We start from the raw sequence: 26,413 nt of genomic DNA, 5'->3' as shown, positions 1-26,413 counted from the left end.
CCTCATCTCGGCCGAGGCGAGCATTGGCCGCGGCTCGCACCAACCGTTCAACTTGAGAGCCCTCGCGGCTGGGCCGGCGAGCAAAGGATCAACGCCGCAGGTTCGCTACGGCTTTATCTCTGTGCGACGATCACGGCCTCGTTGCCCTGTGCGAAGAGGTGCACCTGCGACTGCAGACCCGCCTGGGCAAAAGCCGCCTGGATTTCGTCCGGCCGCAGAAAATGGTTGCCCTGCACATGTTCGCTGAGATTCTGAAACGCCAACCCCTTACGGCTGGGTTCGCGCAGGGCGGTGCGGTCTGCCGGCCAGGCCGGTTCCCAGATCACCACATAACCGCCCGGCTTGAGATTGCCGTGCAGCCAGGTGAACAGCGTGTGGGTGTCTTTCTCCCATACATGATGCAGGGCGCGGTTCATCGCAATCAGGTCGGCAGGTTCTTCCAGCGTGAGCGCGTGGATGTCACCCTGGATGAAACGCAGCCTGTCGGCCAAGCCCTGCTGCCGCGCAATGTCTTCGGCTTGGGCGATGTTCTCCTGGAAACCGTCGATGCCCAACCCCCGCAGCTTGCCACAACGCCGCGCCAGTGCACGCAAATACCAGCCATTGCCGCAGCCCAGGTCGACGGCAAGACCTCCGCGGGCGTCCACATCGGCGAAAGCGGGTACTGCCGGACAAATCGTTTGTTCGAACATCGAGGCGAAATTCGCCTCTAGCATCGGCCCGAACCAGGGCAACACGGTGTCGCGCTCGGCCAAAACCTGCTCGCCCGGGCGTTCCCCAGTGCGCATCAGTCCTGCCGCGCGCTCGGCCATGTGCGCCGACAGGACGGATTGCACGGCCATCGGCATAAGCGTGCCCGGCGCATCGGGGCGCATGGCTTCGCCTGTCGTCGTAAGACGGAAGACGTCGCCCTGCGACTCCAGATAACCGAAGGCGTAGGCGGCGTCGCACCAGCGCAGCACATAGGCAGAATCCAGCCCGGCCGCATCGGCCAAGGTGGCGGCAGACGCCGTGCCCAGGCGATGCAGCGTGCTGAAGAGGCCATTGACGACGCCGATGTAAGCGATGTTCAGGCTAAGCGCGGCCTGGGATTGCTGGCGAAATTGGGTTTTGAGGTCGTCTACAGTCATGGGAAAACGTGGAGTGATGAAAAAGTCGGGGCGCAATACCTGTCATGCTCTGCAGCATGCTCCAGCATGCATGCACAGCGTACGGATTTCCGATAAGCCCTGATGTATCAGGATGCTGCTAGAGTCAAAGTCGATCAGTTTGGCGTAATCGCTGAACACAACTGGAGAAACACACTCATGTCAGTCAATGAAGGAACCTTGGATCGCGCTTTGCGCGTGATAGTGGGTCTGGTGCTTATCGCCCTGACGCTGACCCATGTGATTGGACTCTGGGGCTGGATTGGCGTTGTGCCTTTGGTCGCGGGGGCGGTGGGCATTTGTCCGCTCTACATGGTGCTCGGCATTCGCACCTGCCCGATGCGCAAGAAGTGAGTTGCGGGGCTGCTTCTCAGCTCACCCCGCGAAGCATCACAGTTGCGTCGCATCCTCGGTGAAGACCTGGCCCATGCCGAGGGTTTTGACCTGAAGTGTCTGGCGATGAAACAGGTGCGCGAGGAGATGGGGCTGAGCAACGTCATTCTGATGCTGCCTTCGTGCGCCGCATCAAGCAGGCCGATGACAAGCCCAGCGCCGAGGTGGCCCAGCGATGAGTGATTCAACCCGCATCCCGCAACCGCCCCATCGAACGAAGCGTACCCAACCGCTGCCTTGGGAACGTCCCAAACCGGTCGAAGAAGAGGCACAGGCGCAGGCCCGGCTGCGCGCCATCATGGAGCATCCATCGTATGTCGAGGCCGACCGCGATGTGGCCTTTCTCCATACCGACGCGCACCGCGGCCTGCGATTGCAGCTCGACTATGAGAAAGCCGAGCAGGCGTTGCAGGCGCACGGCATCACTCGCACCATCGTGGTCTTCGGCAGCACGCGGCTGCGCGAGCCGCAGACGGCGCGAAGCGAGTTCGAACAAGCCCGGCATCAGGCTGCCGAGCAACCGCACGACGCAGCCGTCGCCCGGGCGCTGCGTCTGGCCGAGCGCCGCATGGCGCTGTCGCGCTATTACCAAATCGGCTTCGAACTCGGCCAGATGATCGGCGCGGCACGGATTCCAGGGCTCGCGGTGATGACCGGCGGCGGCCCTGGCGGCATGGAGGCAGCCAATCGCGGCGCGTTCGAGGCAGGGGCTGAAACCCTGGGTTTGAACATCTCCCTGCCGCGCGAGCAATACCCCAACCCCTACCTGACGCCGGGGCTGTGTTTTCAGTTTCATTACTTCGCGCTGCGCAAGCTGCACTTCATGCAGCGCGCCGCAGCCATCGTCGCGCTGCCGGGCGGCTTCGGCACACTCGATGAACTGTTCGGCGCACTCACGCTGATCCAGACCCGCAAATCCGCCCCCATTCCCATCGTGCTGATCGGCGAGTCGTACTGGCGCGGCGTGTTCAACGTCGACTTTCTGCTCGAAGCCGGCAGCATCGACGAAGAAGATGCCCGGCTGTTCTGGTTTGCCGAAGACGCGCGGGAGGCCTGGGAGGGCATTTGCACCTGGCATGCCCGCAACGGCTCGCCGCTGGAAGGCTCCGCAACCGAGTCACCACAAGGACAATAACCATGAAACTCTCCTTCCACGGCGCCGATCGCAATGTCACCGGCTCCTGCCATCTGCTGCATGCGCAGGGCAAACGAGTGCTCATCGACTGCGGCATGTTCCAGGGCAGCCATGAACTCGACGAGGAAAACGCCGAGGACTTCGGCTTCGACCCCAAGTCGATCGACCTGTTGCTGCTCACCCATGCGCACCTCGATCACTGCGGCCGCATTCCGCTGTTGGTCAAGCGCGGGTTTCGCGGCGAGATCATCACCACGGCAGCCACGCGTGAACTCACCCGTGTGGTGCTACTCGACGCCGCCCATCTGCAGGAAGAGGAGGCCGAGCGCAACACGCGTCACGCCCACCGTCGCGGCGACGCCCAGGCACAGCCGCTCTACACCACGCTCGATGCGCTCAATGCCCTGGAGTTTTTCGGCCGCACCGCGGTCTATGGGCAGACGCTGGAGCTCGCACCGGGCCTGAGCGCCACCTTTTTCGATGCCGGACACATTCTGGGCTCAGCCAGCATCCGCATTGAACAGACCGCATCGGGGGCGCACCGCTCGGTGATTTTTTCTGGCGACCTGGGCAATGGCGGCCACGCCGTGCTGCGCGACCCGCAACTGCCGCCCCGCGCCGACTCGGTGGTGATGGAGACGACCTACGGCGACCGTTTGCACAAACCCATCGAGCCCTCGATCGCCGAGTTATTCGCGGCCATCAGCGAGACCCTCAAGCGCGGGGGAAATGTCGTCATTCCGACATTTGCACTCGAGCGCGCGCAGGAGATTCTCTTTTACCTGCGCGAAGGCCTCGAGGCGGGCAAACTGCCTCGCACCTTGCCGGTCTTTCTCGATTCCCCGATGGCGATTTCCGCCACCGAAATCTTTCGCCACCACCCCGAGTGCTACGGCAACGCCATTGACGCTTTGTTTCGCGCAGGCAGCGACCCGTTTTCCTTGCCGGGGCTGCGCTTCACCCGCGAAGCCGCCGATTCCATCGCCCTCAACCGTCTGGTGGGCGGCGCGGTCATCATGGCCGGCTCGGGCATGGCCACCGGCGGGCGGGTGCGGCATCACCTGCGTCACAACCTGGGGCGGCACGAGTCGAGTGTGGTGTTTGTCGGATACGCCGCGCGCGGCACCCTCGCGCGGCTGCTGATCGATGGCGCCAAGAAGGTCAAGCTGTTTGGTGAAGAGATTCCGGTGCACGCGCGGCTCTACACCATCAACGGTTTCTCGGCACACGCCGATCAGCGCGAACTGCTCGCCTGGCAGCAAGCACTCAAACCCGAGCAGACCATCCTGGTTCACGGCGATCCGGACAGCATGGACGTGTTTGCCGCGCTGCTCAAAAACACCCGGGTACAACGCCCGAAACAAGGCGATGTGATCGATCTCTGATCCCGCTTTACCACGAACTTGAAAACTGCCATGTGCTCATCGCTGAACAAGACAGCCGCTTTGCCGGGGCGGGGGCCGAGATCGCCGCATCCGCCCGCAAACTACCGGTCCAGGCTGACATGGAGAACGCCTCATGACCCGGACCGCGGGCAACAATCCCGCTAACCAGATGATGGGAGCGGCCACCGCCAGGTGTAGGGACGCAGGTAGGAGTACCTTCGGTAAGCCGATACCATCGACCAATTGCTATTCCGCCGGCGCCAGCAACCCATTCAATCTTTGAGGCAATTTTCTGCGGCCCAAAAAATCTATTTTTTATTTTTCATATGCCTAAACTGATTTTTGATTTCTTCCCCATCATCCTGTTTTTCATCGTATTCAAGGTGGCGGGCATTTACGCCGCCACGGCGGTGACCATCGCCGCGACCTTTGCGCAAATTGGCTGGGTCTGGTTCAAGCACCGTAAGGTCGAGCCGATGCTGTGGATGAGTCTGGCCGTGGTCGTCGTCTTCGGCGGCGCGACCTTGCTGTTCCACAACGACACCTTCATCAAGTGGAAACCCACCGTGCTGTACTGGCTGTTTGCCCTTATCCTCGCCGGGACGCAAGTGTTTCAGGGCAAGAACCTGATGCGCGCCCTCATGGGCAAGCAGATGCAACTCCCCGATCCGATCTGGAACCGCGTCAACTGGTCGTGGGTGGTTTTTTTCGCGCTGATGGGCGTGCTCAACATCGTGATCGCCTACAACTTCTCCACCAACCTCTGGGTGGACTTCAAGCTGTTCGGTAGTCTGGCGCTGACGCTGGTGTTCGTGCTCGGGCAGTCGCTGCTGCTGGCCAAACATATGAAGCTGGACGAGAACGCTTGATGTCCGGGCCGATTTCCCGCCGAGATCGCATCGAGGCCCTGTTGCAGCAGGCGTTCAAGCCCGAAACACTGCAGGTGACCGACGACTCTGCCGCTCACGCCGGGCATGGCGGATTCGATGCGATGGGCAGCCATTTCCGCGTGCGCATCGTCAGCGCGCGTTTCGCTGGCGCCTCGCGTCTCGCGCGACACCGCCTCGTGTATGATGCCTTGGCTTCGATGATGCACCATGAGATTCATGCGTTGGTGCTCGATTGCCAGGCCCCCGGAGACCCTCCCGAGGTCAGCGCACACTGAAAACTTGACCGTGCGCCCTGGTCGTTTGTTCCCTCCCCTTCTGGATGACTTCATGTTGAAACTCTCCCGCATTCTGGCCGTTGCCGCATTGAGCTGCGCGTTTGCCGCCCCCGTCTGGGCACAGAACATCGCCACTGTGAATGGCAAACCCATTCCGCAGTCCCTGGCCGACTCCGTCGCCAACAGCATGGCCAAGCAACAGGGCCAGGCCGTCACGCCCCAACTCAAAGAGATGGTGAAAAACGAGCTGATCAGCCGTGAAGTGATGGTGCAGGAAGCCGACAAGCTCGGCCTGGACAAAGAAACCGCAGTGCAAGACGAGATTCGCATCGCGCGTCAGAACATCCTCATCCGCGCGCTGTTCAACGCCTATCTGCAAAAGCATCCCATCACCGATGCCCAGATCAAGGCCGAATACGACAAATTCGTCAAGAGCTTCGGCTCCACCGAATACAAGGCGCAGCACATCCTGGTGCCGAGCGAAAAAGAAGCTCAGGACATCATCGCCCAGCTGAAAAAGGGCGCCAAGTTCTCCGAGCTGGCGAAGAAATACTCCAAGGACACCGGCAGCGCAGCCAATGGCGGCGATCTGGGTTGGTCCACCCCCAACAACTATGTGCCGCCGTTCGCCAAGGCGCTTGAAGCCCTCAAGCCCGGCCAGTACACCCAGACGCCGGTGCAGAGCCAGTTCGGCTGGCATGTGATCAAGCTCGACGCCACCCGCCCGGCCAAGGCCCCGACGCTCGATCAACTCAAGCCGCAAATCCAGGCCGAACTGCAGCGCCAGGAAGTCACCAAGTATCAGGACGAACTGCGCGCCAAAGCCAAGATTACCGAGTGATCCGGCTTCGGCCCTGCAACAAAACGCCCGCATCTGCGGGCGTTTTTCATGGCTTGTTCAGCTCATGCCTCAAGTCTCTGGAAACAACAGTTTGTGAACGGTGCTGTTGTCGATGGGCTCGTCGAACAGATCGCGCGCGAGCAACTGGCTGCCGAGGAGCTGCGGGGCGAACAGCACGTCGGGTTGCACCCGCCGGATTTTGTTGACGTGCCGCACGTCGTTGACCCCGGCGATGGTCTTCACGCCCGGGGCCAATTCCTTCACCGCGAGCACGGCGAAGGCGTTTTCGGCATCGTCGTCGCGCAGGGTGAGCACGGCCTTGGCCTTGGGCACACCGGCGAGTTCGAGCGTTTCGCTGCGCGTGGCGTCGGCGGTGATAACGTCGGCGGTTTCGGGAAACGGCGAGGGGTGGCCGCTGGGAGCGATGATGGTGACCGGCACGCCCCGGCTGCTCAGCTCCTTCCACATGGCATAAGCCAGGCTCGACGCGCCGATGATGACGTAATGGTTCTTGCGCTGTTCGCGTTGCATTTTTCCCTCCAGAGTCCGTTTGAGACTGCCCCCGATCAGCGGCCCGATCACGACCGACAGCGTGGTGGCAAACACCGAAATGCCCATCACGATCATCGATACGGTGAACATTCGCGCCTGCACTGTGTGCGGCACGATGTCGCCATAGCCGACCGTGGACATGGTCTCGATGGTGTAATAAAACGCCGTGGGCAGGCTGTGAATCGGCGGCGTGTATCCCGCGCCGAACCACAGGCTGCCCAGCGTGCCGTAGATCAGCAAGCTGCCCACGCCCAGCAGGGCAAATAGTGAGCTGGCGGCCAGGCTGCTGCGGGCAAAGCGGCTGGTGTAAAGCAGCAGCGCCAGCAGCAACAGGCCCGAGAGCGCAACGGTGGCGTTGATTCCACCATGAGCGGCCCACAGTGCCAGCCCGGCCGACAGGGCGCTGAGCAGCACCCCGAGCACCCAGGCCACCCGTGCCCGCAGCAGCAACCCCGGCACCATGAGAATGAGCCCGATGCCAATGATCACATGCGGAAACGCGGCCAGATCGGCCAGACCTGAGATGCCGTCGGCGCCCTGCGCCAGGATGTCGAGCACGGCTTGGCGCATCTGCACGAATTGCGGGCTGATCTGCACCACGCCTGTTGCCAGCGCCAGAAAGGCGATCAGCCACTGTGGCCCGTTTTGCCCCAGCTTGCTCAGCAGCCGCCGCGTCGCCGTGCTCACCTTGGCCTTGAGCACACGCCAGCGGCTGGCCCTAGGCAGCGGGGGTTTGGGGGTATCCGGGTGCGAGATCGTTGTTGCCATGGCGTAAGTATCGGCGATTCGCAGCCGCAGCCTTGAATCGAGCGCTACAGGGCCACCCAGGCGCTGAGACCGTTGGCGTCGCGCAACTGCGTCCAGCGGCAGTCGTACAGATGATGCAGCCGCTCGGCTTGCAGAGCAGCCTCGCAGGTGTCGAAGAACCAGCCTTGCGCCTGCTGCTGCAAGCCGAGGCCCAGCACATGAGTGGCGCAACGCGCGACCCAGTTCACATCGTGCGCACAGAACACCACCACGCGGTCGCTCAGGTTGGACAGCACCGTACCCACGAGAGACTGATGCCCAGGATCTTGAAACGCCACCGGCTCGTCGAGCAGCAGCAGGGTTGCGCCTTGCACCAGCGCCTGCGCCAGGCTCACCCTTTGCCGCTCACCGGCGGACAGGTCGAGCACCGGGCGATCACGCAGCGCCCAGGCATCCACCCGGCGCAGTGCCTCATGGGCGGAGGGCCCGTCTGGTTCCGGCTGCGAGAGTTCGAGCAGGGCGAGCGCCGACAGGTTGAAGCGGTCGCGCGGCTGGGCTGGCATGAGGGTGCGCAGCGCTGCCAGACGCTCCGGGCCCAGTTCAGACAAGGGCTGCCCGGCCAGCTGAACCGCGGCGCGCTCGCCATGCAAAGGAAGTAGCCCGGCCAGTTGACGCAGCAAGGTGGACTTGCCCGCGCCATTGCGACCAATCAGCCCCAGCCGCTGTCCCGGCTGCAGGCGAAACGACAGATTGCGGGCCAAGGCCGGCTGATGCGCTGCGGCCACGACATCGAGCGCATCGACCTGCAGCCAGGCGTCCGACTTCATCGCGCCCGCCGCAACATAAGAATGAACACGGGCGCGCCAACCAGTGCCGTGACCGCACCGACCGGCAGCTCATAGGGCATGACGACCCCGCGAGCCAGCGTGTCGGCGGCCACGACCAGAGCCGCCCCGGCCAGGGGAGCGGCCCAGGCCTGATCGCGCATGCGCTGCAGACCGACCAGCCGCAAGGCCTGCGGCACGACCAGCCCGACAAACGCCACCGCCCCGGCCACCGCCACCGAAGCGCCTGTGGCCAAAGCGGCCAAGAGCACGAGTTCCAACCGCGCCCGCGTCACCGGCTCGCCGAGCAGCCACGCGGCCTCGCTGCCGAGCAACAGCCGGTCATAGCGGCGCTGACGCCACAGCAGCCACACGGCGCCCAACAAAGCCAGCCCGCACAGCCACAGGCCATGCGTGGCCCCCGAAAGATTACCCACCAGCCAGAACATCGCCCCGCGCAATTGTTGATCGGGCACCAGGGTCAGCAGCAGGGTGGACAGCGCCCCGGCCATTGCGGCCAACATGGCGCCAATCAGAATGAGCTGGGCCGAGGCTTCATCATCGCGGCTCGCCATGATGCGTCGCCCCATGAGCAGCAGCGCAAGCAGCGCCGCGCCCGCCCCGATCACGCTGCCCAGCCACAAGGCCGCGCCCAGCAGCAGCGCCACGATGGCACCCAAGCCTGCGCCGCCGGATGCCCCGAGCACATAGGGATCGGCCAGCGGATTGCGCAGCAGAATCTGCATGGCCAGCCCCGCCTGCGCCAGCAACGCGCCCACCCCCATGCCGGCCAGCACCCGCGGCAGGCGCAACTGCCAGACGATGTCCGCATTCCAGCCACCCTCCCCGACCGACAGCGCCACCGCGACGACCGCGGCGAGCAGCAGCGGCAAGCCCCAGCGCCACAGCGACAAACTGCGTGCACCGGGGCTTACTGAGCGTTCAAAGCGCATGGCGGATTTGTTCACGCCCTCTCAGAACGCGGGCCGCCAGGTCAGACCGACGAACACGCCCAGCGGTTCGCGGTTGTAGCCGTAAACCGTCTGATACTTCTTGTTGAACAGGTTCTGCACCCGCGCATTCCAGCTCCAGTCTTTCGACACCGCGCCGCTGGCGGTGAGGTCGACCGTGGTGTAGCTCCCTAGCGTGACCCGGCCGGTCGAACCATTATCCCAACGGGGGCCGCTGTAATGCACCGCAGCGCCATAAAGCACTGAGGCGAGCTCGTGGTTGACCGAGACATTGGCCAGACTGCGGGCGCGGCGCTGCAGCGTCGGGTCGCCGGGCAGACTGGTATTCACGGGTTGTTGCAGCGTGAGGTTGGCGTCATACGCCCAGCCCTTCCACGCGCCGCGCCCGGTCAACTCCAACCCCCGCGTGCGGCTGCTGGCGATGTTCTGGAAGGTGCTGGTCGTGAAGTCATACTGCCACTGGTCGGTCGCCTTGGTCTGGAACAGCGTGGCCCGCAGCACGTTCGCCCCTTGTGACCACTGCAAACCGGCCTCGACAGAGTGCGCCTTCTCCGCCTTCAGATTGGCGTTGCCGTAGTAAGGCGCGTACAGATAGCCCAGCGGCGCCGCATTGAAAGCGGTGGAATAGCTGGCAATCGCTTTGAAACCGCTGCCCAGTTCTCGTCCGTAGCCGAAATAGCCGGTGTTCTGGCCCGAGTAGCCGTCAATCGCGTCATGGCGCAGATTCAATTGAAACTCGTTGCCGTTGACGCTGCCGTCCAGTCCGACGAAGGCCGCCTTGGCTTGGCGATCCCTGGAGGGAATCGAACCGGTGATCGAACTGATGCCCTGGCTCTGCCATTCCAGCCCACCCGTGGCCGTCCAGCCGCTGCCGAGTTGCACCACATTGCGCCACAGCAGTTGCTGAACCCGGGTGCGATAAGTACCGCTGTAGGGGTAGGCGCTGAAGTTCTCGGTCGTGTTGGTGGTGCTCTGCTGCGAGACGCTCAGATGAGACTTCCAAGCGGCGGTCAATTGGTTGTCGCTGAACAGTTGATACAGGTCCTGCGAGGTGCTGCTGAGATTGGTATCGGTCGGACTGGCGTAGGCGCCATAGCTGTCGTAGCTGGCGCGGCCCTTGCTACTGAATGCGCGCAGGCCCAGCGACTGCCCCGGTGCCAGGGTCTGCACGATCGAGCCGTTCATCGTCGTGTTGCCGTAGCCGTTGTTGTTCGGGTTGGCATTGCTGAGCTGGGCGGGGTTGATTGCACTGACACCCTGCGTCGTATAACGGCTGACCCCTGCCTGCAAGGCCGTGTTGCCGACCTGTCCGCTGGCATTGGCCGACACGGTGGCCGTATTGCGGCTGCCCGCGGTGACCGAGATCGAGGCCTGCGGCTTTTTGCTGCCCGCGCGTGTGGTGATCAGCACCACTCCGCCGATCGCGCCCGAGCCGTAGATGGCCGACACATTGCCGCGGATGATCTCGATGCGCTGAATCTGATCGGTGGTGAAGTTGTTGAGATACGCGACGCCCGTGGCGTCTTGTGCGTTCATGGGCACGCCGTCGAGCAGCACCAGTACATCCGGCCCGCCAAAACCGCGCACATACACATTGCCCGACTGCCCAGGGCCACCGTTGCTCGTCACCTGCACGCCAGCCACCTGCAGCAAGGTCGTGAGGTTTTGCGCACCGCTTTGCTCGATCTGCTCGCGGGTGATCACGCTGACGCCCGGCAAGGCATCGGCCAGCGGCTGCGGGTAGCCCGTGGCCGACACCACCACCGGCGGCAGCGTGGTGGCGTCGGCCGGAGCGGTCTGCGCCTGCGCGTTCAGCCCGACCAGACTGATGGCCGCGGCCAGCGCGGTGCGAAAGAAAATCGGTTGAGATGAGTGGACCACGCGAGGCCCAGACGAGGCTGGAGCAACGCCGTTTGAAGGGAACTGCTGAGACATGACTGAATTTCCGGATGAATGAGCGCTGCCGTGTTCCCCCGCACGGCTGGCGCGGCTGAAGTGCGCCGCGGCAGGGCCCAGAGCGCATCTCAACCTTCGCAGGCGCTGCGCTGCGCGCACCCGGCTGGCCTTGATGCGCCCCTTCGCCCCGAAGCTGCGCGTCTTCTCGTCGTTGGCCGGTATCCGGGCTGGCGACGCGATCCGAACCTCCTTCCCAAATCCGAAAATTCAGTGGAGAGCTTGTCCGAACGGAAGGCTTGCGCCTTCGGTCGCTGACCGTTGCGGGGGCAGCACAGGCCGGAGCATCTGCCGGGGGCATGGCTCTTCCTGTTTCCCGTTTAACTGCGCAGCGTGAACCACCGCGCGAGCACCAACAACCGTCATCTTAGCCGGGCGACAGCGTCGTTTTGCCGACTCTCGGGTGGCCGACTTTAGAATGCCTCGCATGGACGAACGACAGCCCTCCCCCGCCATCGCTCAGTTGCAATCGCGCGTTGAGCGGCTGCTGCTGCGTCACAACGAGTTGCTGCGCACCAACGCCTTGCTGGCCGAGCGGGTGCAATCGCTCGAAGCCGAGCGCGACCAGATGCGTCAGCGCCTGCACGATGCCACCCAGCGCATCGACCGATTGCTGGCACGGCTGGATCAGACCCCTTCCATTTCGGGCGAGCCCGACCCACACGCATGAGCACGACCACGCTGGATGTGAACATCATGGGCCAGATCTACACCCTGGCCTGCCCCGCCGACGAGCAAGCCGCGCTGCTGGCCGCCGTGCGCGAAGTGGACACCGAGATGTGCGCCATTCGCGATATGGGCAAGGTGCGCGCCCGCGAGCGGATCGCCGTGCTTGCCGCGCTCAATCTGGCGCACAGCCTGATCGAGTCGCGCAATGCGAACAAGGCCGCAGGCGCTTCGGCGCAGGCGTCGCTGGCGTTTGAAGAAGATGCGCAGGCCGTGGCCCAACTCACCCGTCAGCTCGACGATGCCCTGGGCGCCGAGGGCAAATTGCTCTGATTCTTCCCCGGCCGCGATTCATCGCCCTACAATCAGTCTCGTCTGTCGGGTTTGGTTGGGTCGGCATTTCCTGAACCGATAAATTTGTGCCTCGGGCTTGGAAATTCTGTGTGTGCGCGTGACGTCTCGCGCAGACGTCCCCAAAGCGCAGTGACCTTGCCCACCTGTCCCAGTAGGGTTCAGGGATCAACGCTCAATCAGGTTCCGGCAGACACCTCCCCCGCATGACCTCCCCTTTGCTTCGCCCTGCCCTGTGCGTTCTCGACACCCAGGTGCTGCTCGACTGGGCGCTGTTCGACGACCCGCGCGTGCGTCCTTGGGCCGAGGCCATACAGCGCGGCAGCGTGCGCTGGATTTACTGTGCCGCCATGCAGGTCGAGGCCTTGCGCGTGGTGCACTATCCGGCGCTGGCCAGGCGGTTCGACCCCCAGGCATCAGCCGATAAGTTGGCCGATTGTTTTGCGCGTTGGGGGCAGTGCTGCGCCACACCGCCCACGCAGCACTGCTTGGTGTGTGCCGATCCTGACGACCAAATGTTTCTCGACCTTGCCTTGGCGCAGCATGCAGCAAACCTGTTGAGCCGCGACCGCGCAGTGCTGCAATTGGCGCGGCGCGCCAGGCCGCTCGGCCTGCACATCGGCCCGCCCGAGAGCGCGTCGGCGCCAGGCTGAAACCGATGTCAAGAAGCCGACTGCCCCAGCGCCAGCAGACGGTTTTTGCGCCGCAGCGACCACCAGATCATGCCGCTGCCCAGAATGATCAGCGGGATCGACAGCAACTGCCCCATGGTGAGGTGAAACCAGAGATAGCCGAGAAACGCATCGGGCTGGCGGAAAAATTCATCGGTGAAACGCGCCAGCCCATAGCCGAGCGCGAAGCACCCGGCAATGAAACCGCGCGGCCGCTCTTTGCGCGACAGCCACCACAGCACCACGAACAACACAATGCCTTCGAGGAACATTTCGTAGAGCTCGGAGGGAAAGCGCGGCACCATGCTGCCGGACTTGGGGTAGATCATCGCCCCCGGCCACCAAGCGGGCGCTGGCCGTCCCCACAACTCGCCGTTGATGAAGTTGCCGATGCGCCCGAACGCCAGGCCCGGCGGAATGAGCGGAGCGACAAAGTCCATGATCTGCAGCCACGAATAGCGCCGGGTGCGCGCAAACCAGTAGGCCGCCACCATCACGCCGAGCAGCCCGCCGTGGAAGGACATGCCGCCGTCCCACACCGCGACGATCTGCGCCGGATGAGAGAAGTAATAGTCCGGCTGATAGAACAGCACGTAGCCGGTGCGCCCCCCCAGAATCACGCCCAACACACCGGCAAACAGCAAGTCTTCAATATCGCGCGAGGTCCAGCCTTGGCGCGCATAAGGCTGGTCTTTGAGGCGCTTTTGCGCCAGCAGCCAAAAAGTGATGAAGCCCAGCAGGTACATGATGCCGTACCAATGCACCTTGATTGGGCCAAGTTGCAGGGCGATGGGATTGAAGTCGGGGTGGATCAGCATGGGCGTGAAGTGTACGGGCTTGCCTTGAGCAATCCTTTCAAGCGGCGCGCGGGCAAACCAATATTTACCTTTGGATACTACTGCGCCGCTTCCATGACGGTGCGCGCCGCCGCTTGCCGCACGACAATGACGTTATTGTCGACCCGCTCCCACTGCCTGCCATGCCCCAGAAACTGCGTTCCGAAAACATCACCGTGGGCGCATCGCGTGCGCCCAATCGCTCCATGTTCTATGCCATGGGCTACAAGAAGTCGGACTTCAGCAATCCGATGATCGGCATTGCCAACGCGCACTCCACCATCACCCCGTGCAACTCCGGCCTGCAGCGCCTGGCCGACGCCGCCATCGAGGGCGTGCGCGCCGCTGGCGGCAATCCGCAGATGTTCGGCACGCCGACCATTGCCGACGGCATGTCCATGGGCACCGAGGGCATGAAGTACTCGCTGGTGTCGCGCGAAGTCATTGCCGACTGCGTCGAGACCTGCGTGCAGGGCCAGTGGATGGACGGCGTGGTCACCGTGGGCGGCTGCGACAAAAACATGCCCGGCGCCATGATCGGTATGCTGCGCTGCAATGTGCCGGGTATTTTCGTCTATGGCGGCACCATTCTGCCGGGCCATTACAAGGGCAAGGATCTGAACATCGTCTCGGTCTTCGAGGCCGTGGGCGAACACGCCGCCGGGCGTATGAGCGATGCCGATTTCGACGCCATCGAGCAGTGCTCTGTGCCCACCAGCGGCTCCTGCGGCGGCATGTACACCGCCAACACCATGTCCAGCGCCATCGAGGCCATGGGCATGTCGCTGCCTTACTCGTCCACCATGGCGAATGTGCATGAGGAAAAAGTGCAGTCCGCGCGCGATTCTGGCCAGGCGCTGCTCGCCGCGGTGCGCGCCGGGCTGAAGCCGCGCGACATCGTCACCCGCAAGGCGCTGGAAAACGCTGCTGCCGTGGTCATGGCCACGGGCGGCTCGACCAACGCGGTGCTGCATCTGCTGGCCATTGCGCATGCCGCCGAAGTGCCGTTTGCCATCGAAGACTTCGAGGTGATTCGCAAGCGCACCCCAGTGCTCTGCGACATGAAGCCCTCGGGCCGATATGTCGCCACCGATCTGCACCGCGCTGGCGGCATTCCGCAAGTGATGAAAATTCTGCTTGAAGCCGGTGTACTGCATGGCGACTGCATCACCATCAACGGCAAGACTGTGGCCGAGAATCTCAGGGACGTTCCCGCCCAGCCCAGCGCGGAGCAAGACGTGATTCGCCCCATCGACAAGCCGATGTACGCCCACGGCCACCTGGCCATCCTCAAGGGCAATCTGGCCGAAGACGGCTGCGTGGCCAAGATCACCGGGCTGAAAAAACCCAGCATGACCGGCCCCGCGCGCGTGTTCGACGACGAGCAAAGCGCGCTCGAAGCCATTCTGGCCGGCAAGATCAAGGCCGGCGACATCATGGTGCTGCGCTACCTTGGGCCCAAGGGCGGCCCCGGCATGCCCGAGATGCTCGCGCCCACGTCGGCACTTGTGGGCGCGGGGTTGGGTGAGTCGGTTGGGCTTATCACCGACGGCCGGTTCTCCGGCGGCACCTGGGGCATGGTCGTCGGCCACGTCGCCCCCGAAGCCATGGTGGGCGGCTCCATCGCCCTGGTGCAGGAAGGTGACCGCATCACCATCGACGCGCCTTCCCTGAGCCTGACCCTGCACGTCGGCGATGAAGAACTCGCCCGCCGCCGCGCTGCCTGGACGCCGCCCGCCAGACGCTACACCCGCGGCGTGATGGCCAAGTTCGCGGCGCTGGTCGGCAGTTCGCATCGCGGCGCGGTGCTCGATGCCGATCTGGGCTGACGCAGCCGGGGCGCGCTCACCTCAACCCGAACCGCCCTGCCAGGCGCGCCAGGCGTGGCCGAGCAAATACAGGCCAAAGCTCAGCGAGGCAATCCAGGTGCTGGCCGGATAACCGATGTAATACGCCGCCGCCAGCCCGCCCCAGGTCACCGCCAGCCCGAGCGCCATCGACAGGCCGACGCCGCCCGCGATGCTGCGGCTCACGGTCTGCGCCGTGGCCGCGGGGCCGATGAGCAAAGCGAAAATCAGCAAGGCTCCGATCACCGGCACGGCAATCGCCACCGTGGCCGCCACCAGCAAGATGAACAGCAGGTCGAGCAGGCGGGTATTTACCCCGCGCGCCTGAGCGCCTTCGGGGTTGAAACTGGCGAAGCACAGCGGGCGATACAGCAAGGCCAGCCCCGCCAGACCGGCCACACACACCAGCAACGACAAACCCGCCTGCTCCGCGGTAATGCCCACAATACTGCCGAACAGAATGCTCATCGCCGACTGCGCGTTGGCGGTGTAGAGATTGAGAAACAGCACGCCCAGCCCCAAGGCGAACATGAGCACCATGCCGATGCCAATGTCGCGCTGGCGGATGCGCCCGCCCGTTAGCGCCAGGGCAACGCCGCTGGTCAGCGTAAACGCAAAGAGGCCGAGATAAGGGCTCAGGCCCAGCAGAATGGCCCCCGCCGCGCCGGTGAAGCCAACATGCGACAGCGCATGCGCGGCAAACGCCTGCCGCCGCAAGGTGATGAAATAGCCCACGGCGGCGCTCAACACCGCAATCGCGCTGCCCGCCAGCAGTGCATGCCGCATGAAGCCATATTCCAGACCGAGGATCACGCGCCCTCTCCTTCGCCGGCATGACCGTGATCGTGCCCGCAATGTGCGGCCTCTTCGGGCATGAAGCCACCGGCGGGATGAATGAACAGATAGCCGCCTTCGCGCGCTACGGCCATTGGCAGACCATACAGCGCCGAGAGCGCCGGTGCGTTGACCACCTCATCCACCGTGCCTAGCCGCCCCCGGCCGCCCGCGAGGTAGAGCACCTGATCCATGTGCGGCAGCAGCGGATTGATGTCGTGCGCGGTCATCAACACCGTCATGCCCTGCTCGGTACACAACCGGCGCGCCGTTTGCAAAATGCGCTGCTGCGCCTGGGGGTCGAGATTCGAGAGCGGTTCATCCAGCAGCAACATGCGCACCGGGTTGACCAGCGCCTGGGCGATGCGCGCCCGCTGGCGCTGCCCGCCGGAGAGCGCGTCCATGCCGCGTTCGGCAAGCGACCCCATTTCCATCGCCTTCAGCGCCGCATCGACGGCCTGCGCACACTGCTGCGCACCTCCGAGCCCCAGCCCCCAGCGTTCGCCCTGCCAGGCCGTGGCGACAAAGCTGCGCACCCGCAGAAAACTGTCGGCGCCCACCGGGTCGCGCTGCGAGACATAGCCGATGCGAGCCCGCGCGGAAACGCCCTCCTGCCCCAGCAAACGCAAGCGCCCCGACTCCAGCGGCTGCAAACCCAGCAGGGCGCGCAGCAAGGTGGTTTTGCCCGCACCGTTGGCGCCGAACACGCCGACAAACTGCCCAGCGCGGATGTGCAGATCCAGTCCTTCGAGCACGGTGCGCCCCCCGAGTGCGCAGCGCAGGCCCTGTGCTTGCACCGCCCACTCGGTCGGAAGGTTCATCGCGGAAGGTTGAGCCGACACGGTCAATGCGATTTGCCCAGCGCACGCTCGATCGCTGCGAGGGTTTGCAGTTGCCACTGCACATAGCCGGTCTTGGGCGGCACGAATTCATCCACCCCCACCACCGGCACCCCGGAATCCAGCGCGACCCTGCGCAGGCGATCCGTCAGCGGATCGGTCACCTGGCGGTTGTAGAGCAGCAGCGCCACTTTGTGCTGACGCAGACGGTCTTCGTAGCGCGCCACTTCGGCGGGAGAGGGCTCGGTGTCGTTCATCACGTCGAATTGAAATTTCTCACCCACACTGATCCAACCCAGTTGCCGCAGCAGATAGCCGACCACCGGCTCCGTGGCCGTGACTTTGAGCTGCGGATATTGCTTTTTCAGCGCGGTCTGCGCTTCGTTTAGCCGACTCAACTGCGCTTTGAAACCCTGCAGATTCGCGGCAAAGACTTGGCGATGCGCCGGATCGGCTCGCTGCAGCAGTTGCGTGAGTTTTTCCGCCACCTTGAGCGCGATCAGCGGATCGTAGAACACATGCGGATTGCGATCGGCCATGATCAGCGCGGGGTCGAGTTCGGCGGCCACGATCACCTGCCGCTGCGGGGCGGGATTGGCGGCCAGCATTTTGCTCATCCACTCGTCGTAGCCGATGCCGTTGAGAATGGCGATCTGCGCCTTCGCCACCTTGCGCGCTACGGCCGGCGTCGCCTCGAAGCTGTGCGGATCGACGTTCGGATTGCTGATGATGCTGTCCACCTTCACCTCATCGCCGCCGATGGCCTGCGCAATGACGCCATAGGTACTTTCTGCCGCCACGATGGAAATCGGCGCCGCCTGCGCGCCGCTGGCGAACAGCTGCGAGAGCGGCGACAAAAGAGCGAGGTAAAGCAGGAAGGATCGGGCTTTCATGGGAAATCTCTGAGGACAAAACAGGAGTTACTTTATAACATCTCAAATAAAGCGAATGTATCCAGATGCAAGTTTTCCGCTGGTGCGTCGCAGGCAGAATAGGACGTTTGAAAAAGCGACGACCATGAAAATTGCCACCTGGAATGTGAACTCCCTCTCCGTGCGCCTGCCGCAGGTGCTCGACTGGTTGCAGGCCCAGTCGCCCGACGTGCTGGCGTTGCAGGAAACCAAGCTGACCGACGATCGGTTTCCGCATGCCGAGTTGCTGAACGCGGGTTATCACAGCGTGTGCCTCGGGCAGCCGACCTACAACGGCGTGGCCCTGCTCAGTCGCCGCGAAGCGGCGGAGGTGCAGCGCGGCATTCCCGGCTTCGAGGATGCGCAGGCCCGCGTGATCGCCGCGACGTTTGGCGATCTGCGGGTGATCGGCGCCTATTTTCCCAATGGGCAAGCTCCGGATAGCGACAAGTTCGCCTACAAAATGCGCTGGCTCGATGCGCTGCAGGCATGGGTCGCTGCGGAACTGCAGCGTTATGCGAAAGTGGCGCTGATGGGCGACTTCAACATTGCCCCGGAAGATCGTGATGTGTTTGATCCGGTCGCCTGGGCCGGGCAGATTCACTGCACGCCCGAAGAGCGAGGGCATTTCAAGGCGCTGCTCGGGCTCGGTCTGATCGACGCTTTCCGCGCCTTTGACCAGCCTCCCAAGAGCTGGAGCTGGTGGGATTACCGCAATCTGGCCTTCCGCAAAAATCAGGGCCTGCGCATCGACCACATTCTGGTGAGCGAGGGCTTGCGCGATTCGCTGCAGAGCTGCGTCATCGACAAGGCGCCGCGCAAGAACGAGCGCCCCAGCGATCACGCGCCGGTGATTGCCGTCGTGTGACCCAGCTCATTCTTCCATTCCCAGTTCCTGAATTTTTCGGGTGATGGTGTTGCGACCGATGCCGAGTTTTTGCGCCGCTTCGATGCGCCGACCGTGAGTTTGCGCCAGCGCGGCGGCGATCACCGCGCGTTCGAATCGCTGGGTCAGATGGTGCATGACGTCGGGCTCGCCCCTGCGGATCAAGCCCTGGGCCACCTGTTCGACGCGGTGCTCCCAGTCCTCGTTCGACGGCTCAATCGCCGTTGAATCGGGGTTTGAAGCCGCAATAAAAGGGATATCGGCCGACGCTGTTGCCGCCACAGCAGGCATCGGCGCTTGCTCAGAGCGCACTTCCGTTTTTACATCGTCTGGCAGGTCTTTGACCTGAATGGTCTGCGCCGGCGCCATGACGGTCAGCCACTGACACAGGTTCTCCAGCTGCCGCACATTGCCGGGAAAGGGGAACTGCTGCAGCACGCGCAGGGCCTCGGCGGAGATGCGCTTGGCCTCGACGCCGAGTTCCTGCGCGCTGCGCTGCAGGAAATGTTTGGTCAGCGGAGCAATGTCTTCGCTGCGCTCGCGCAGGGCCGGAAGGCGCAGGCGAATGACGTTGAGGCGGTGAAACAGATCCTCGCGGAACTGGCCCTGGGTCACACGTTGTTCGAGGTTCTGGTGCGTGGCGGCAATGACCCGCACATGCGACTTGATCGCGCTGTGCCCGCCCACGCGATAATAGTGTCCATCGGATAGCACGCGCAGCAGGCGGGTCTGCAGTTCAAGCGGCATGTCGCCGATTTCGTCGAGGAACAAGGTGCCGCCTTCAGCCTGCTCGAAGCGGCCGCGCCGCAGGGTCTGCGCGCCGGTGAAGGCGCCGCGCTCGTGGCCGAACAGCTCGCTTTCCAGCAGATCCTTCGGAATGGCCGCGGTGTTGATGGCGACAAACGGCCCGCCCGAGCGCGGGCTGTGCTTGTGCAGAGCGCGGGCGACGAGCTCCTTGCCCGAACCCGACTCTCCCGTGATCAGCACGGTGACCTGCGAATGCGCAAGCCGACCAATGGCGCGGAACACATCTTGCATGGCCGGGGCCTGACCGAGCAGCTCGGGGGCTTCGTTGTGTGCTTCATCGGCCTGCTCTTCGCGCAGGCTTTCATCGACGGCCCGCTGGATCAGTTCGACCGCTTTGTCCACATCGAAGGGCTTGCTCAGATAGTCGAACGCGCCGCCCTGCAGCGAGGCCACCGCGCTATCGAGATCGGAGTAGGCCGTCATGATGATGACGGGCAGGCCTGGATGCGATTGGCGGATTTGTTGCAGCAAGTCGATACCGTTGCCGCCCGGCATGCGGATGTCGCTGATGAGCACTTGCGGGCAGCCTTCGGCAAAGGCGCTGAGCACGTCGCGCGGATTGGAAAAACTGCGCACTTCCATGCCCGACTTCTGCAGCGCCTTTTCCAGCACGAAGCGGATCGAGGCGTCGTCGTCAACCAGCCAGATCGGTTTCATCGCGCGCTCCCTTGCGACGAAAGCCCTGCCTTCAAGGCAGCGGAAGGGTAATGCGGAATTCTGTGTGGCCGGGCTGGCTGTCGCATTCGATGGTTCCCTGATGTTGCTGGACGAAGGTCTGGGCCAGGGTGAGCCCCAGTCCACTCCCTCCTTCTCGGCCCGAGATCAGCGGAAAAAAAATGCGATCCTTCAGTTCCGCTGGCACCCCGGGGCCGTTGTCCACGATATGCAAGACCAGTGCCAGCTTATAGCGCTGACGGGCCAGCGTCATCTGCCGCGCCACGCGGGTGCGGAACACGATGCTCGCATCGCCCTGCACGATACGCTGTTGCAAGGCCTGCGCCGCGTTGTGGGCGATGTTGAGCACCGCCTGGATGAGCTGTTCCTTGTCGCCGCGGAATTCGGGCAGGCTGGCGTCGTAGTCCTGCTCGATGGTCAGCCCTTGCGGAAACTCGGCCTGCAGCAGGGTGCGCACATGCTCACACACTTCGTGGATGTTCACGTCGCCCACCACATGCGGCTTGCGATGCGGTGCCAGCAGGCGGTCCACCAGGGTTTGCAGCCGGTCGGCCTCGGCGATGATGACCTGGGTGTACTCCTGCAATTCCGCAGACGGCAGCTCGGCGTGCAGCAACTGCGCTGCACCGCGTAGGCCGCCCAGCGGGTTTTTGATCTCGTGCGCCAGATTGCGAATCAGCTCTTTGTTGGCTTGCGCCTGGTTGTGCCACTGCTCCTCGCGCTCAAGACGCGACTGCTGACTGATCTCCACCACCTCGGCGAGCAGCAGGCCCTGAGGATGATCGGTGCGCGCCACGATCAGCTGCACTTGCACCGCCTCACGCAAATCGCGCAGCCGCATCATGCAGTCGAAGCGCTTGCTGCTGAACTCATTGCTGCGCACCTGGAGCAAAGACTCCTGCCAGAGGGCGGGGCAGTCCATCCAGTGGCTCAGGTTTTGCCCGTTCAAAAGTCGGCGGGACACGCCCAGCCCGTTTTCCAGCGCCGGATTGGCGTATTCAATCGCGCCTTCGGCATCCACCAGAGCGGCCATCGAGGCCAGCCACTCCAGGCCGGGATACTCGGTCGCGCCCGGCTGGCCGACCGCTGCGGCGTTCATTGCGGATACTTTTGCAACTCGCGCTGCAAGGCGGCAATATTGGCCTGCGTCATGGCGATCTGGTCTTTCATCTGCGCCACGCGCTGGGCGTATTCGCCGCCCTTGACCCCGCCGCCCACCAGCCGTTCGCTGGGCAGGTAATCGGGCTGGCCATTGTTGTAGGCCTTGAGTTGCTGCTCGAGCCGCGCCTGCTGTTGCTGCAATTCCTGCTCCAGAATGCGCCGCGCCTCGAGATCGCGCTCTTTTTGCGTGGAGGGCGCAACCCGCGCGGCCTGGTTGCCGCTCGGCTCTGCATTTTGCGCGCTGGGTTTGCTGCCCGATCCGATGACCTTGGGCGTCATGCCCGGACTGGAGAGGATGCTCACATTGGCGTTATCGATCAGCTTGCAGTTCTTCGCCTTCACCTCGGAAAGATCGTTGGTGTAGGAGTTGTCCGGGCAGCGGTAAACGCGCTGCGGGTCGGTCTGCGCCACAGCGGCAGAGGCGCCCGCCAGGGACGCGAACAAAGCAAACGCGGCGTAACGAACGCTTGATCGGGAAGTCAATTGGGCAAACAAGGTCATGGTGGCACGCATTCAAAAAATCAGCGGTCAGTGTAAGTCTGGCAACGCGCGTGCCGCACACCCGGCCGACAGGACGTGGCGGAATTGCCAAAAAAAAGCGGCCCGAAGGCCGCATTTGAAAACCATCCCACCTTACAGCGAGTAGTACATATCGAACTCGACCGGGTGCGTGGTCATGCGGAAGCGGGTGACCTCTTCCATCTTCAGCTCGATGTAGGCGCTGATGAAGTCGTCGCTGAACACTCCGCCCTTGGTCAGGAAGGCGCGATCCTTGTCCAGATAGTCCAGTGCCTGATCGAGGCTGGAGCACACGGTCGGGATCTTGGCTTCTTCTTCCGGCGGCAGGTCGTAGAGGTTCTTGCTCGCGGCTTCGCCCGGGTGGATCTTGTTTTCCACGCCGTCCAGGCCGGCCATCATCATGGCGGAGAAGGCCAGATAAGGGTTGGCAGTCGGATCGGGGAAACGCACTTCGATGCGGCGGGCCTTGTCGCTCTGCACGAACGGCACGCGGATCGAAGCCGAACGGTTGCGCGCCGAGTAAGCCAGCATCACCGGGGCCTCGAAGCCGGGCACCAGACGCTTGTAGGAATTGGTGCCAGGGTTAGTGATGGCGTTGAGCGCGCGGGCGTGCTTGATGATGCCGCCGATGTAATACAGCGCAAAGTCGCTCAGACCGGCGTAGCCATTGCCAGCAAACAGGTTCTTGCCGTCTTTCCAGATGGACTGGTGCACATGCATGCCCGAGCCGTTGTCGCCGACGATGGGCTTGGGCATGAAGGTCGCGGTCTTGCCGTAGGCGTGGGCGACGTTTTGGATCACATACTTCATGATCTGCGTCCAGTCGGCACGCTCCACCAGAGTGGAGAATTTGGTGCCGATTTCGCACTGGCCGGCGTTGGCCACTTCGTGGTGATGCACTTCGACCGGCACGCCCATTTGTTCGAGCAGCAGGCACATTTCCGAGCGGATGTCCTGCAGACTGTCAACCGGGGGCACCGGGAAATAGCCGCCCTTCACCGACGGGCGGTGGCCCATATTGCCGCCTTCCATCTTGTCGCCGGTGGCCCAGGCGGCTTCGTTGGAGTCGATCTTGACGAAGCAGCCCGACATGTCCACATTCCAGCGGACCTGGTCGAAAATGAAAAACTCGGGTTCCGGACCGAAATAGGCGGTATCGCCGATGCCCGATGCTTTCAGATAAGCCTCGGCCTTTTTGGCGATGGAGCGCGGATCGCGGTCGTAGGGTTTGCCATCACCGGGTTCGAGCACATCGCAGCTCAGCAGCAGCGTGGTTTCTTCGTAGAACGGGTCGATATTGGCGGTGTTCGGGTCGGGCATGAGCAGCATGTCCGAGGCTTCGATGCCCTTCCAGCCAGCGATGGACGAGCCGTCGAAGGCGTGACCATCGGAGAACTTGCCTTCATCGAAATGCGAGACAGGCACCGTGACGTGCTGCTCTTTGCCGCGGGTGTCGGTGAAACGGAAATCCACGAATTTGACATCGTGCTCTTTCACCAGGCCCATCACGTCGGCGACTGTTTTGCTCATAAAAATCTCCTGTCAGGTTGAAATGCGTTGGGGGTGGTCATCGGCCGTGCTGAAGACGCCACTTGACATCGTTTGCTGCAATGCTCCGCGCAGTGCAGGGAATCTAGCAGAAAGCGTGCCCAGATCGTTTGAAACCCAGCGCCTCCCACCAGGAGAAAAGACGGGGTTTGCAGACGGCGGAAAATGCACCAAAAACGTGCCGAAAACTCTCATGCACTTTCTCGGTGCGATTCAGCTCATTTTGGTGCATCTTCCCAACTGCCTTCCGGGAGGTGGGCTCGCAAATAGTCGAAAGCCTCACTTACGGCCGCCGAGTCGCCCTTCACGCCGAGTTCAATGTGCCGCCCCCAAACCGGGTGATCCACGCTGGGGAGGCTGAAAACCTTGACGCCCGCATACCGCTGCTCGATGTCTTCCATCAAGGGCGTGAGGTCGGACTCCATTGCGTGGCGCACGATCACGGCCCGTTCAACCTGATGACCCTGGCCGTGCAGATGCGCCAGCGGACCATCCAGCGCCCATTCGAGCATCGGCCACGCCATGACCGGAAAGCCCGGGACGAAGTAGTGCTGCCGGATGGAAAAGCCCGGAATGCGGTTGTAAGGGTTGGGAATGATGGCGCTGCCCTGCGGAAACATGCCCATGTTCAAACGCTGCTGGTTGGCGGGGCTGTCCACATCGCCCAGCCCGGCTTCGATGACCCGCTGCTGAATCAGCGCCTTGGCCTCGGGGTGTAACTCCAGCGGCAGGCCCAGCGCGGCTGCGGCGCTCTGCCGAGTGTGATCGTCTGGCGTGGCACCGATGCCGCCGCAGCTCAGCGCCACATCGCCGCGCCGGAAACTGGCGGCAAATGCCTCGGTCAGCTGGGCGGGATCGTCACCCAGATAGCTCACCCAGTCCAGCCGCATCTCTCGCGCTTTGAGGAGAGCCAGGATCTGAGGGAAATGTTTGTCCTGCCGCTTTCCCGACAGGATTTCGTCGCCGATGATGTATAGCCCCAGTCCCATGCTTGTGCTCTGAATTGAAAATCCAAGCATAGCGGGGCGCCGTCGCTTTCGCGCCACCAAACCCCCCAAAAAAATCACACTCTGGCGCTTTCCGTGCGATTGCGGGGTGACGCTTCAGCACACTCCGCCTTTATGCTGGGTTACCTCGTTTTTAATGGACGCTCATGCTGCTTCACCACACTTTCGAGACCACCGCCACCGACTTTGCCGAACATCGCGCCATCGTGCGCGAAGGCGTGACGACCCGCTATGGCGAATTGGCCGACCAGGTGGAGGGCATCGCCGCGGCACTGCGAGCTCATGGGGTGCAGCGCGGTGAGCGGGTGGCGCTGTTTCTCGACAACTGCGTGGAAATGATCGCGGCCATGTACGCCGTGCTCAAAATCGGTGCGGTGTTCATGCCGGTCAACACCCTCACCAAGGCTGACAAGCTGGCTTATATCCTCAACGATTCCGAAGCCTGCGCCCTTTTCACCCAGCAGGAACTGGCCGAAACCAGCCGTACGGCCCTGGCGCTAAACCCCAGCGTGCGTCATTGCTACATGCTCACGGCCTACGCGCAGGGCAAGCCGGACGTCGGCACGCCCGATCCACGCGAGTGCGCCTTTCCTGCCGCCCTGCCCGGCGCGGCCTGCTCGCCCACGCAACCCGATCTGATCGATCAGGATCTGGCCGCCATCATTTACACCTCGGGCTCTACCGGCGATGCCAAAGGGGTGATGCTCACGCATCTCAACATGCTCACCGCGCTGCGCTCGGTGCGCGGCTACCTCGGGCTGCGGCAGGACGACATCATCGTCTGCGCCCTGCCGCTGGCGTTCGACTATGGGCTGTATCAGGTTCTCATGGCCTTCAGCCTGGGCGCCACCGTGCTGCTGGAGCGCTCGTTCACCTTTCCGGTCAAGGTGCTGGCCAATATGGCGCGGGAGCGGGTGTCGGTGTTTCCCGGCGTGCCCACCATGTTCACCCTGCTGACCAACCTCAAGGCGCTCCATGAGTTCGATCTCTCGGCGCTGCGGCTGATCACCAATACCGCGGCGGCCTTGCCGCAAACGCAAATTGCGCAGATTCGCGCGCTGTTTCCGCAGGCCACGCTGTTTTCCATGTACGGGCTGACCGAGTGCAAGCGGGTGACCTACCTGCCGCCGGAACAGCTCGATGTGCGCCCCGGCAGCGTCGGGCGCGGCATGCCCAATGAAGAAGTCTGGCTGGCGGACGACGAAGGCCGTCCCCTGCCCAACGGCAGCACCGGCGAGCTGGTCATCCGCGGCAGCCATGTGATGCGCGGATACTGGCGCAAGCCCGAGCAAACCGCGCAGCGTCTGCGTCCGGGGCCGATTCCCGGTGAAATGGTGCTGTATTCGGGCGACCTGTTTCGCACCGACGAAGAAGGCTGGCTGTATTTCGTGGCGCGGCGAGACGACATCATCAAAAGCCGGGGCGAAAAAGTCAGCCCGCGTGAAGTTGAAAACGTGCTGCATTCGCTCGATGGCGTGTTTGAGGCCGCCGTCATCGGCGTGGACGACGCCCTGCTCGGCCAGGCGGTCAAAGCCTTTGTGGTGTGCAAGCCGAGCTACACGCTCACCGAGCGCGATGTGATCAAGCACTGCCTGGCGCACATCGAAAACTTCATGGCCCCCAAATACGTTGAATTTGTCGATGCCCTGCCCCGCACCGACACGGGAAAAATCAAAAAAACCGGCTTGCGCTGAGCCCGCCCCTTCTGCTGTCCTTCCTCATCTTTGCTCTCACCGAGGCT

Annotated in this window: 26 protein-coding genes and 1 riboswitch; of the genes, 12 read left to right on the top strand and 14 right to left on the bottom strand. The window is 63.3% G+C overall.

From position 1 onward, the window contains the following. Positions 1-113: 113 nt before the first annotated feature. The gene (locus THI_RS08420; protein WP_013105827.1) at positions 114-1,130 is read right to left on the bottom strand and encodes a class I SAM-dependent methyltransferase; all 1,017 of its coding nucleotides are present in this window, start codon (positions 1,128-1,130) and stop codon (positions 114-116) included. 177 nt (positions 1,131-1,307) lie between these two features. Here THI_RS08420 and THI_RS08415 point away from each other — a divergent pair, with 177 nt between their 5' ends. The 6 genes from THI_RS08415 (at position 1,308) to THI_RS08385 (ending at position 6,067) form a co-directional block, all read left to right on the top strand. Beyond that, positions 1,308-1,502 (top strand): YgaP family membrane protein, encoded by a 195-nt coding sequence (locus THI_RS08415; RefSeq protein ID WP_013105826.1) that lies wholly within the window; start codon positions 1,308-1,310, stop codon positions 1,500-1,502. A 214-nt stretch (positions 1,503-1,716) separates the two neighbouring features. Then, positions 1,717-2,676, top strand: coding sequence for an LOG family protein (locus THI_RS08405; protein ID WP_013104631.1), 960 nt, complete (start codon positions 1,717-1,719; stop codon positions 2,674-2,676). A gap of 2 nt (positions 2,677-2,678) precedes the next feature. Next, entirely contained in the window at positions 2,679-4,061 is a 1,383-nt protein-coding gene (locus THI_RS08400; RefSeq protein WP_013105825.1) for an MBL fold metallo-hydrolase RNA specificity domain-containing protein, read from the top strand. A 326-nt stretch (positions 4,062-4,387) separates the two neighbouring features. Further along, positions 4,388-4,930, top strand: a complete 543-nt coding sequence (locus THI_RS08395) for a septation protein A (RefSeq protein WP_013105824.1) — start codon at positions 4,388-4,390, stop codon at positions 4,928-4,930. Beyond that, a complete protein-coding gene (locus tag THI_RS08390) occupies positions 4,930-5,226 on the top strand; it encodes a BolA family protein (protein WP_013105823.1) in 297 nt (98 codons plus the stop codon). Before THI_RS08395 ends, THI_RS08390 begins: the two co-directional genes overlap by 1 nt. Before the next feature lie 52 nt (positions 5,227-5,278). Next, on the top strand, positions 5,279-6,067 hold the full coding sequence (locus THI_RS08385) for a peptidylprolyl isomerase (protein ID WP_013105822.1): 789 nt from the start codon (positions 5,279-5,281) through the stop codon (positions 6,065-6,067). 69 nt (positions 6,068-6,136) lie between these two features. On the opposite strand, the gene THI_RS08380 is transcribed toward THI_RS08385, so the two are convergent. The 4 genes from THI_RS08380 to THI_RS08365 are packed head-to-tail and all read right to left on the bottom strand — an operon-like array spanning position 6,137 to position 11,042. Continuing rightward, complete coding sequence (locus THI_RS08380) at positions 6,137-7,387, bottom strand: NAD-binding protein (protein ID WP_079668475.1); 1,251 nt, start codon at positions 7,385-7,387, stop codon at positions 6,137-6,139. 44 nt (positions 7,388-7,431) lie between these two features. Continuing rightward, positions 7,432-8,193 (bottom strand): ABC transporter ATP-binding protein, encoded by a 762-nt coding sequence (locus THI_RS08375; RefSeq protein ID WP_013105820.1) that lies wholly within the window; start codon positions 8,191-8,193, stop codon positions 7,432-7,434. Continuing rightward, positions 8,190-9,143 carry an iron chelate uptake ABC transporter family permease subunit gene (locus tag THI_RS08370; protein ID WP_041609210.1) on the bottom strand — a complete coding sequence of 318 codons (954 nt, stop codon included), beginning with the start codon at positions 9,141-9,143 and terminating at the stop codon, positions 8,190-8,192. The genes THI_RS08375 and THI_RS08370 overlap by 4 nt, the downstream gene beginning before the upstream one ends. Before the next feature lie 21 nt (positions 9,144-9,164). Next, positions 9,165-11,042, bottom strand: a complete 1,878-nt coding sequence (locus THI_RS08365) for a TonB-dependent receptor domain-containing protein (protein WP_231836469.1) — start codon at positions 11,040-11,042, stop codon at positions 9,165-9,167. 211 nt (positions 11,043-11,253) lie between these two features. Next, positions 11,254-11,486: riboswitch (cobalamin riboswitch) on the bottom strand. Positions 11,487-11,541: 55 nt separating this feature from the next. Between THI_RS08365 and THI_RS08360 the strand changes: the two genes are divergently transcribed. The 3 genes from THI_RS08360 to THI_RS08350 all read left to right on the top strand — a co-directional run bounded on the left by THI_RS08360 (position 11,542) and on the right by THI_RS08350 (position 12,784). Continuing rightward, positions 11,542-11,784 carry a hypothetical protein gene (locus THI_RS08360; RefSeq protein WP_013105817.1) on the top strand — a complete coding sequence of 81 codons (243 nt, stop codon included), beginning with the start codon at positions 11,542-11,544 and terminating at the stop codon, positions 11,782-11,784. Further along, a complete protein-coding gene (locus THI_RS08355) occupies positions 11,781-12,113 on the top strand; it encodes a cell division protein ZapA (protein WP_013105816.1) in 333 nt (110 codons plus the stop codon). Before THI_RS08360 ends, THI_RS08355 begins: the two co-directional genes overlap by 4 nt. Before the next feature lie 224 nt (positions 12,114-12,337). Next, positions 12,338-12,784 carry a PIN domain-containing protein gene (locus tag THI_RS08350; RefSeq protein ID WP_013105815.1) on the top strand — a complete coding sequence of 149 codons (447 nt, stop codon included), beginning with the start codon at positions 12,338-12,340 and terminating at the stop codon, positions 12,782-12,784. A gap of 8 nt (positions 12,785-12,792) precedes the next feature. Here the strand turns inward: THI_RS08350 and lgt are convergent, their stop codons facing one another. Continuing rightward, the gene (gene lgt / locus THI_RS08345) at positions 12,793-13,620 is read right to left on the bottom strand and encodes a prolipoprotein diacylglyceryl transferase (RefSeq protein WP_013105814.1); all 828 of its coding nucleotides are present in this window, start codon (positions 13,618-13,620) and stop codon (positions 12,793-12,795) included. Positions 13,621-13,781: 161 nt separating this feature from the next. Here lgt and ilvD point away from each other — a divergent pair, with 161 nt between their 5' ends. Then, positions 13,782-15,467 carry a dihydroxy-acid dehydratase gene (ilvD, locus tag THI_RS08340; RefSeq protein ID WP_013105813.1) on the top strand — a complete coding sequence of 562 codons (1,686 nt, stop codon included), beginning with the start codon at positions 13,782-13,784 and terminating at the stop codon, positions 15,465-15,467. 21 nt (positions 15,468-15,488) lie between these two features. On the opposite strand, the gene THI_RS08335 is transcribed toward ilvD, so the two are convergent. The 3 genes from THI_RS08335 to THI_RS08325 are packed head-to-tail and all read right to left on the bottom strand — an operon-like array spanning position 15,489 to position 18,051. Then, entirely contained in the window at positions 15,489-16,298 is an 810-nt protein-coding gene (locus tag THI_RS08335; RefSeq protein WP_013105812.1) for a metal ABC transporter permease, read from the bottom strand. Then, positions 16,295-17,140, bottom strand: a complete 846-nt coding sequence (locus tag THI_RS08330) for a metal ABC transporter ATP-binding protein (RefSeq protein WP_013105811.1) — start codon at positions 17,138-17,140, stop codon at positions 16,295-16,297. Before THI_RS08330 ends, THI_RS08335 begins: the two co-directional genes overlap by 4 nt. Before the next feature lie 23 nt (positions 17,141-17,163). Then, positions 17,164-18,051: a metal ABC transporter solute-binding protein, Zn/Mn family gene (locus tag THI_RS08325; protein WP_013105810.1), complete on the bottom strand. Its 888-nt coding sequence runs from the start codon at positions 18,049-18,051 to the stop codon at positions 17,164-17,166. A 124-nt stretch (positions 18,052-18,175) separates the two neighbouring features. Between THI_RS08325 and xth the strand changes: the two genes are divergently transcribed. Further along, complete coding sequence (gene xth / locus THI_RS08320; protein ID WP_013105809.1) at positions 18,176-18,937, top strand: exodeoxyribonuclease III; 762 nt, start codon at positions 18,176-18,178, stop codon at positions 18,935-18,937. Between the two features lie 6 nt (positions 18,938-18,943). Here the strand turns inward: xth and ntrC are convergent, their stop codons facing one another. From ntrC to THI_RS08295, 5 genes are all read right to left on the bottom strand, one after another. Next, the gene (gene ntrC, locus THI_RS08315; protein WP_013105808.1) at positions 18,944-20,419 is read right to left on the bottom strand and encodes a nitrogen regulation protein NR(I); all 1,476 of its coding nucleotides are present in this window, start codon (positions 20,417-20,419) and stop codon (positions 18,944-18,946) included. A 31-nt stretch (positions 20,420-20,450) separates the two neighbouring features. Further along, positions 20,451-21,536, bottom strand: a complete 1,086-nt coding sequence (gene glnL / locus THI_RS08310) for a nitrogen regulation protein NR(II) (RefSeq protein ID WP_013105807.1) — start codon at positions 21,534-21,536, stop codon at positions 20,451-20,453. Continuing rightward, a complete protein-coding gene (locus THI_RS08305) occupies positions 21,533-22,099 on the bottom strand; it encodes a hypothetical protein (RefSeq protein WP_013123073.1) in 567 nt (188 codons plus the stop codon). The genes glnL and THI_RS08305 overlap by 4 nt, the downstream gene beginning before the upstream one ends. A gap of 132 nt (positions 22,100-22,231) precedes the next feature. Further along, a complete protein-coding gene (glnA, locus tag THI_RS08300) occupies positions 22,232-23,647 on the bottom strand; it encodes a type I glutamate--ammonia ligase (protein WP_013105805.1) in 1,416 nt (471 codons plus the stop codon). Between the two features lie 236 nt (positions 23,648-23,883). Then, positions 23,884-24,654, bottom strand: a complete 771-nt coding sequence (locus THI_RS08295; protein WP_013105803.1) for a competence/damage-inducible protein A — start codon at positions 24,652-24,654, stop codon at positions 23,884-23,886. A 164-nt stretch (positions 24,655-24,818) separates the two neighbouring features. On the opposite strand from THI_RS08295, the gene THI_RS08290 reads away from it, so the two are divergent. Continuing rightward, positions 24,819-26,366, top strand: a complete 1,548-nt coding sequence (locus tag THI_RS08290; protein ID WP_013105802.1) for a class I adenylate-forming enzyme family protein — start codon at positions 24,819-24,821, stop codon at positions 26,364-26,366. Positions 26,367-26,413 lie beyond the last annotated feature (47 nt).

It is taken from the genome of Thiomonas arsenitoxydans (assembly GCF_000253115.1).
GTDB classification, from domain to species: Bacteria; Pseudomonadota; Gammaproteobacteria; order Burkholderiales; family Burkholderiaceae_C; genus Thiomonas; species Thiomonas arsenitoxydans.
Note: the sequence above shows the minus strand (reverse complement) of the source record. Positions and strands in the feature narration are given on the sequence as shown.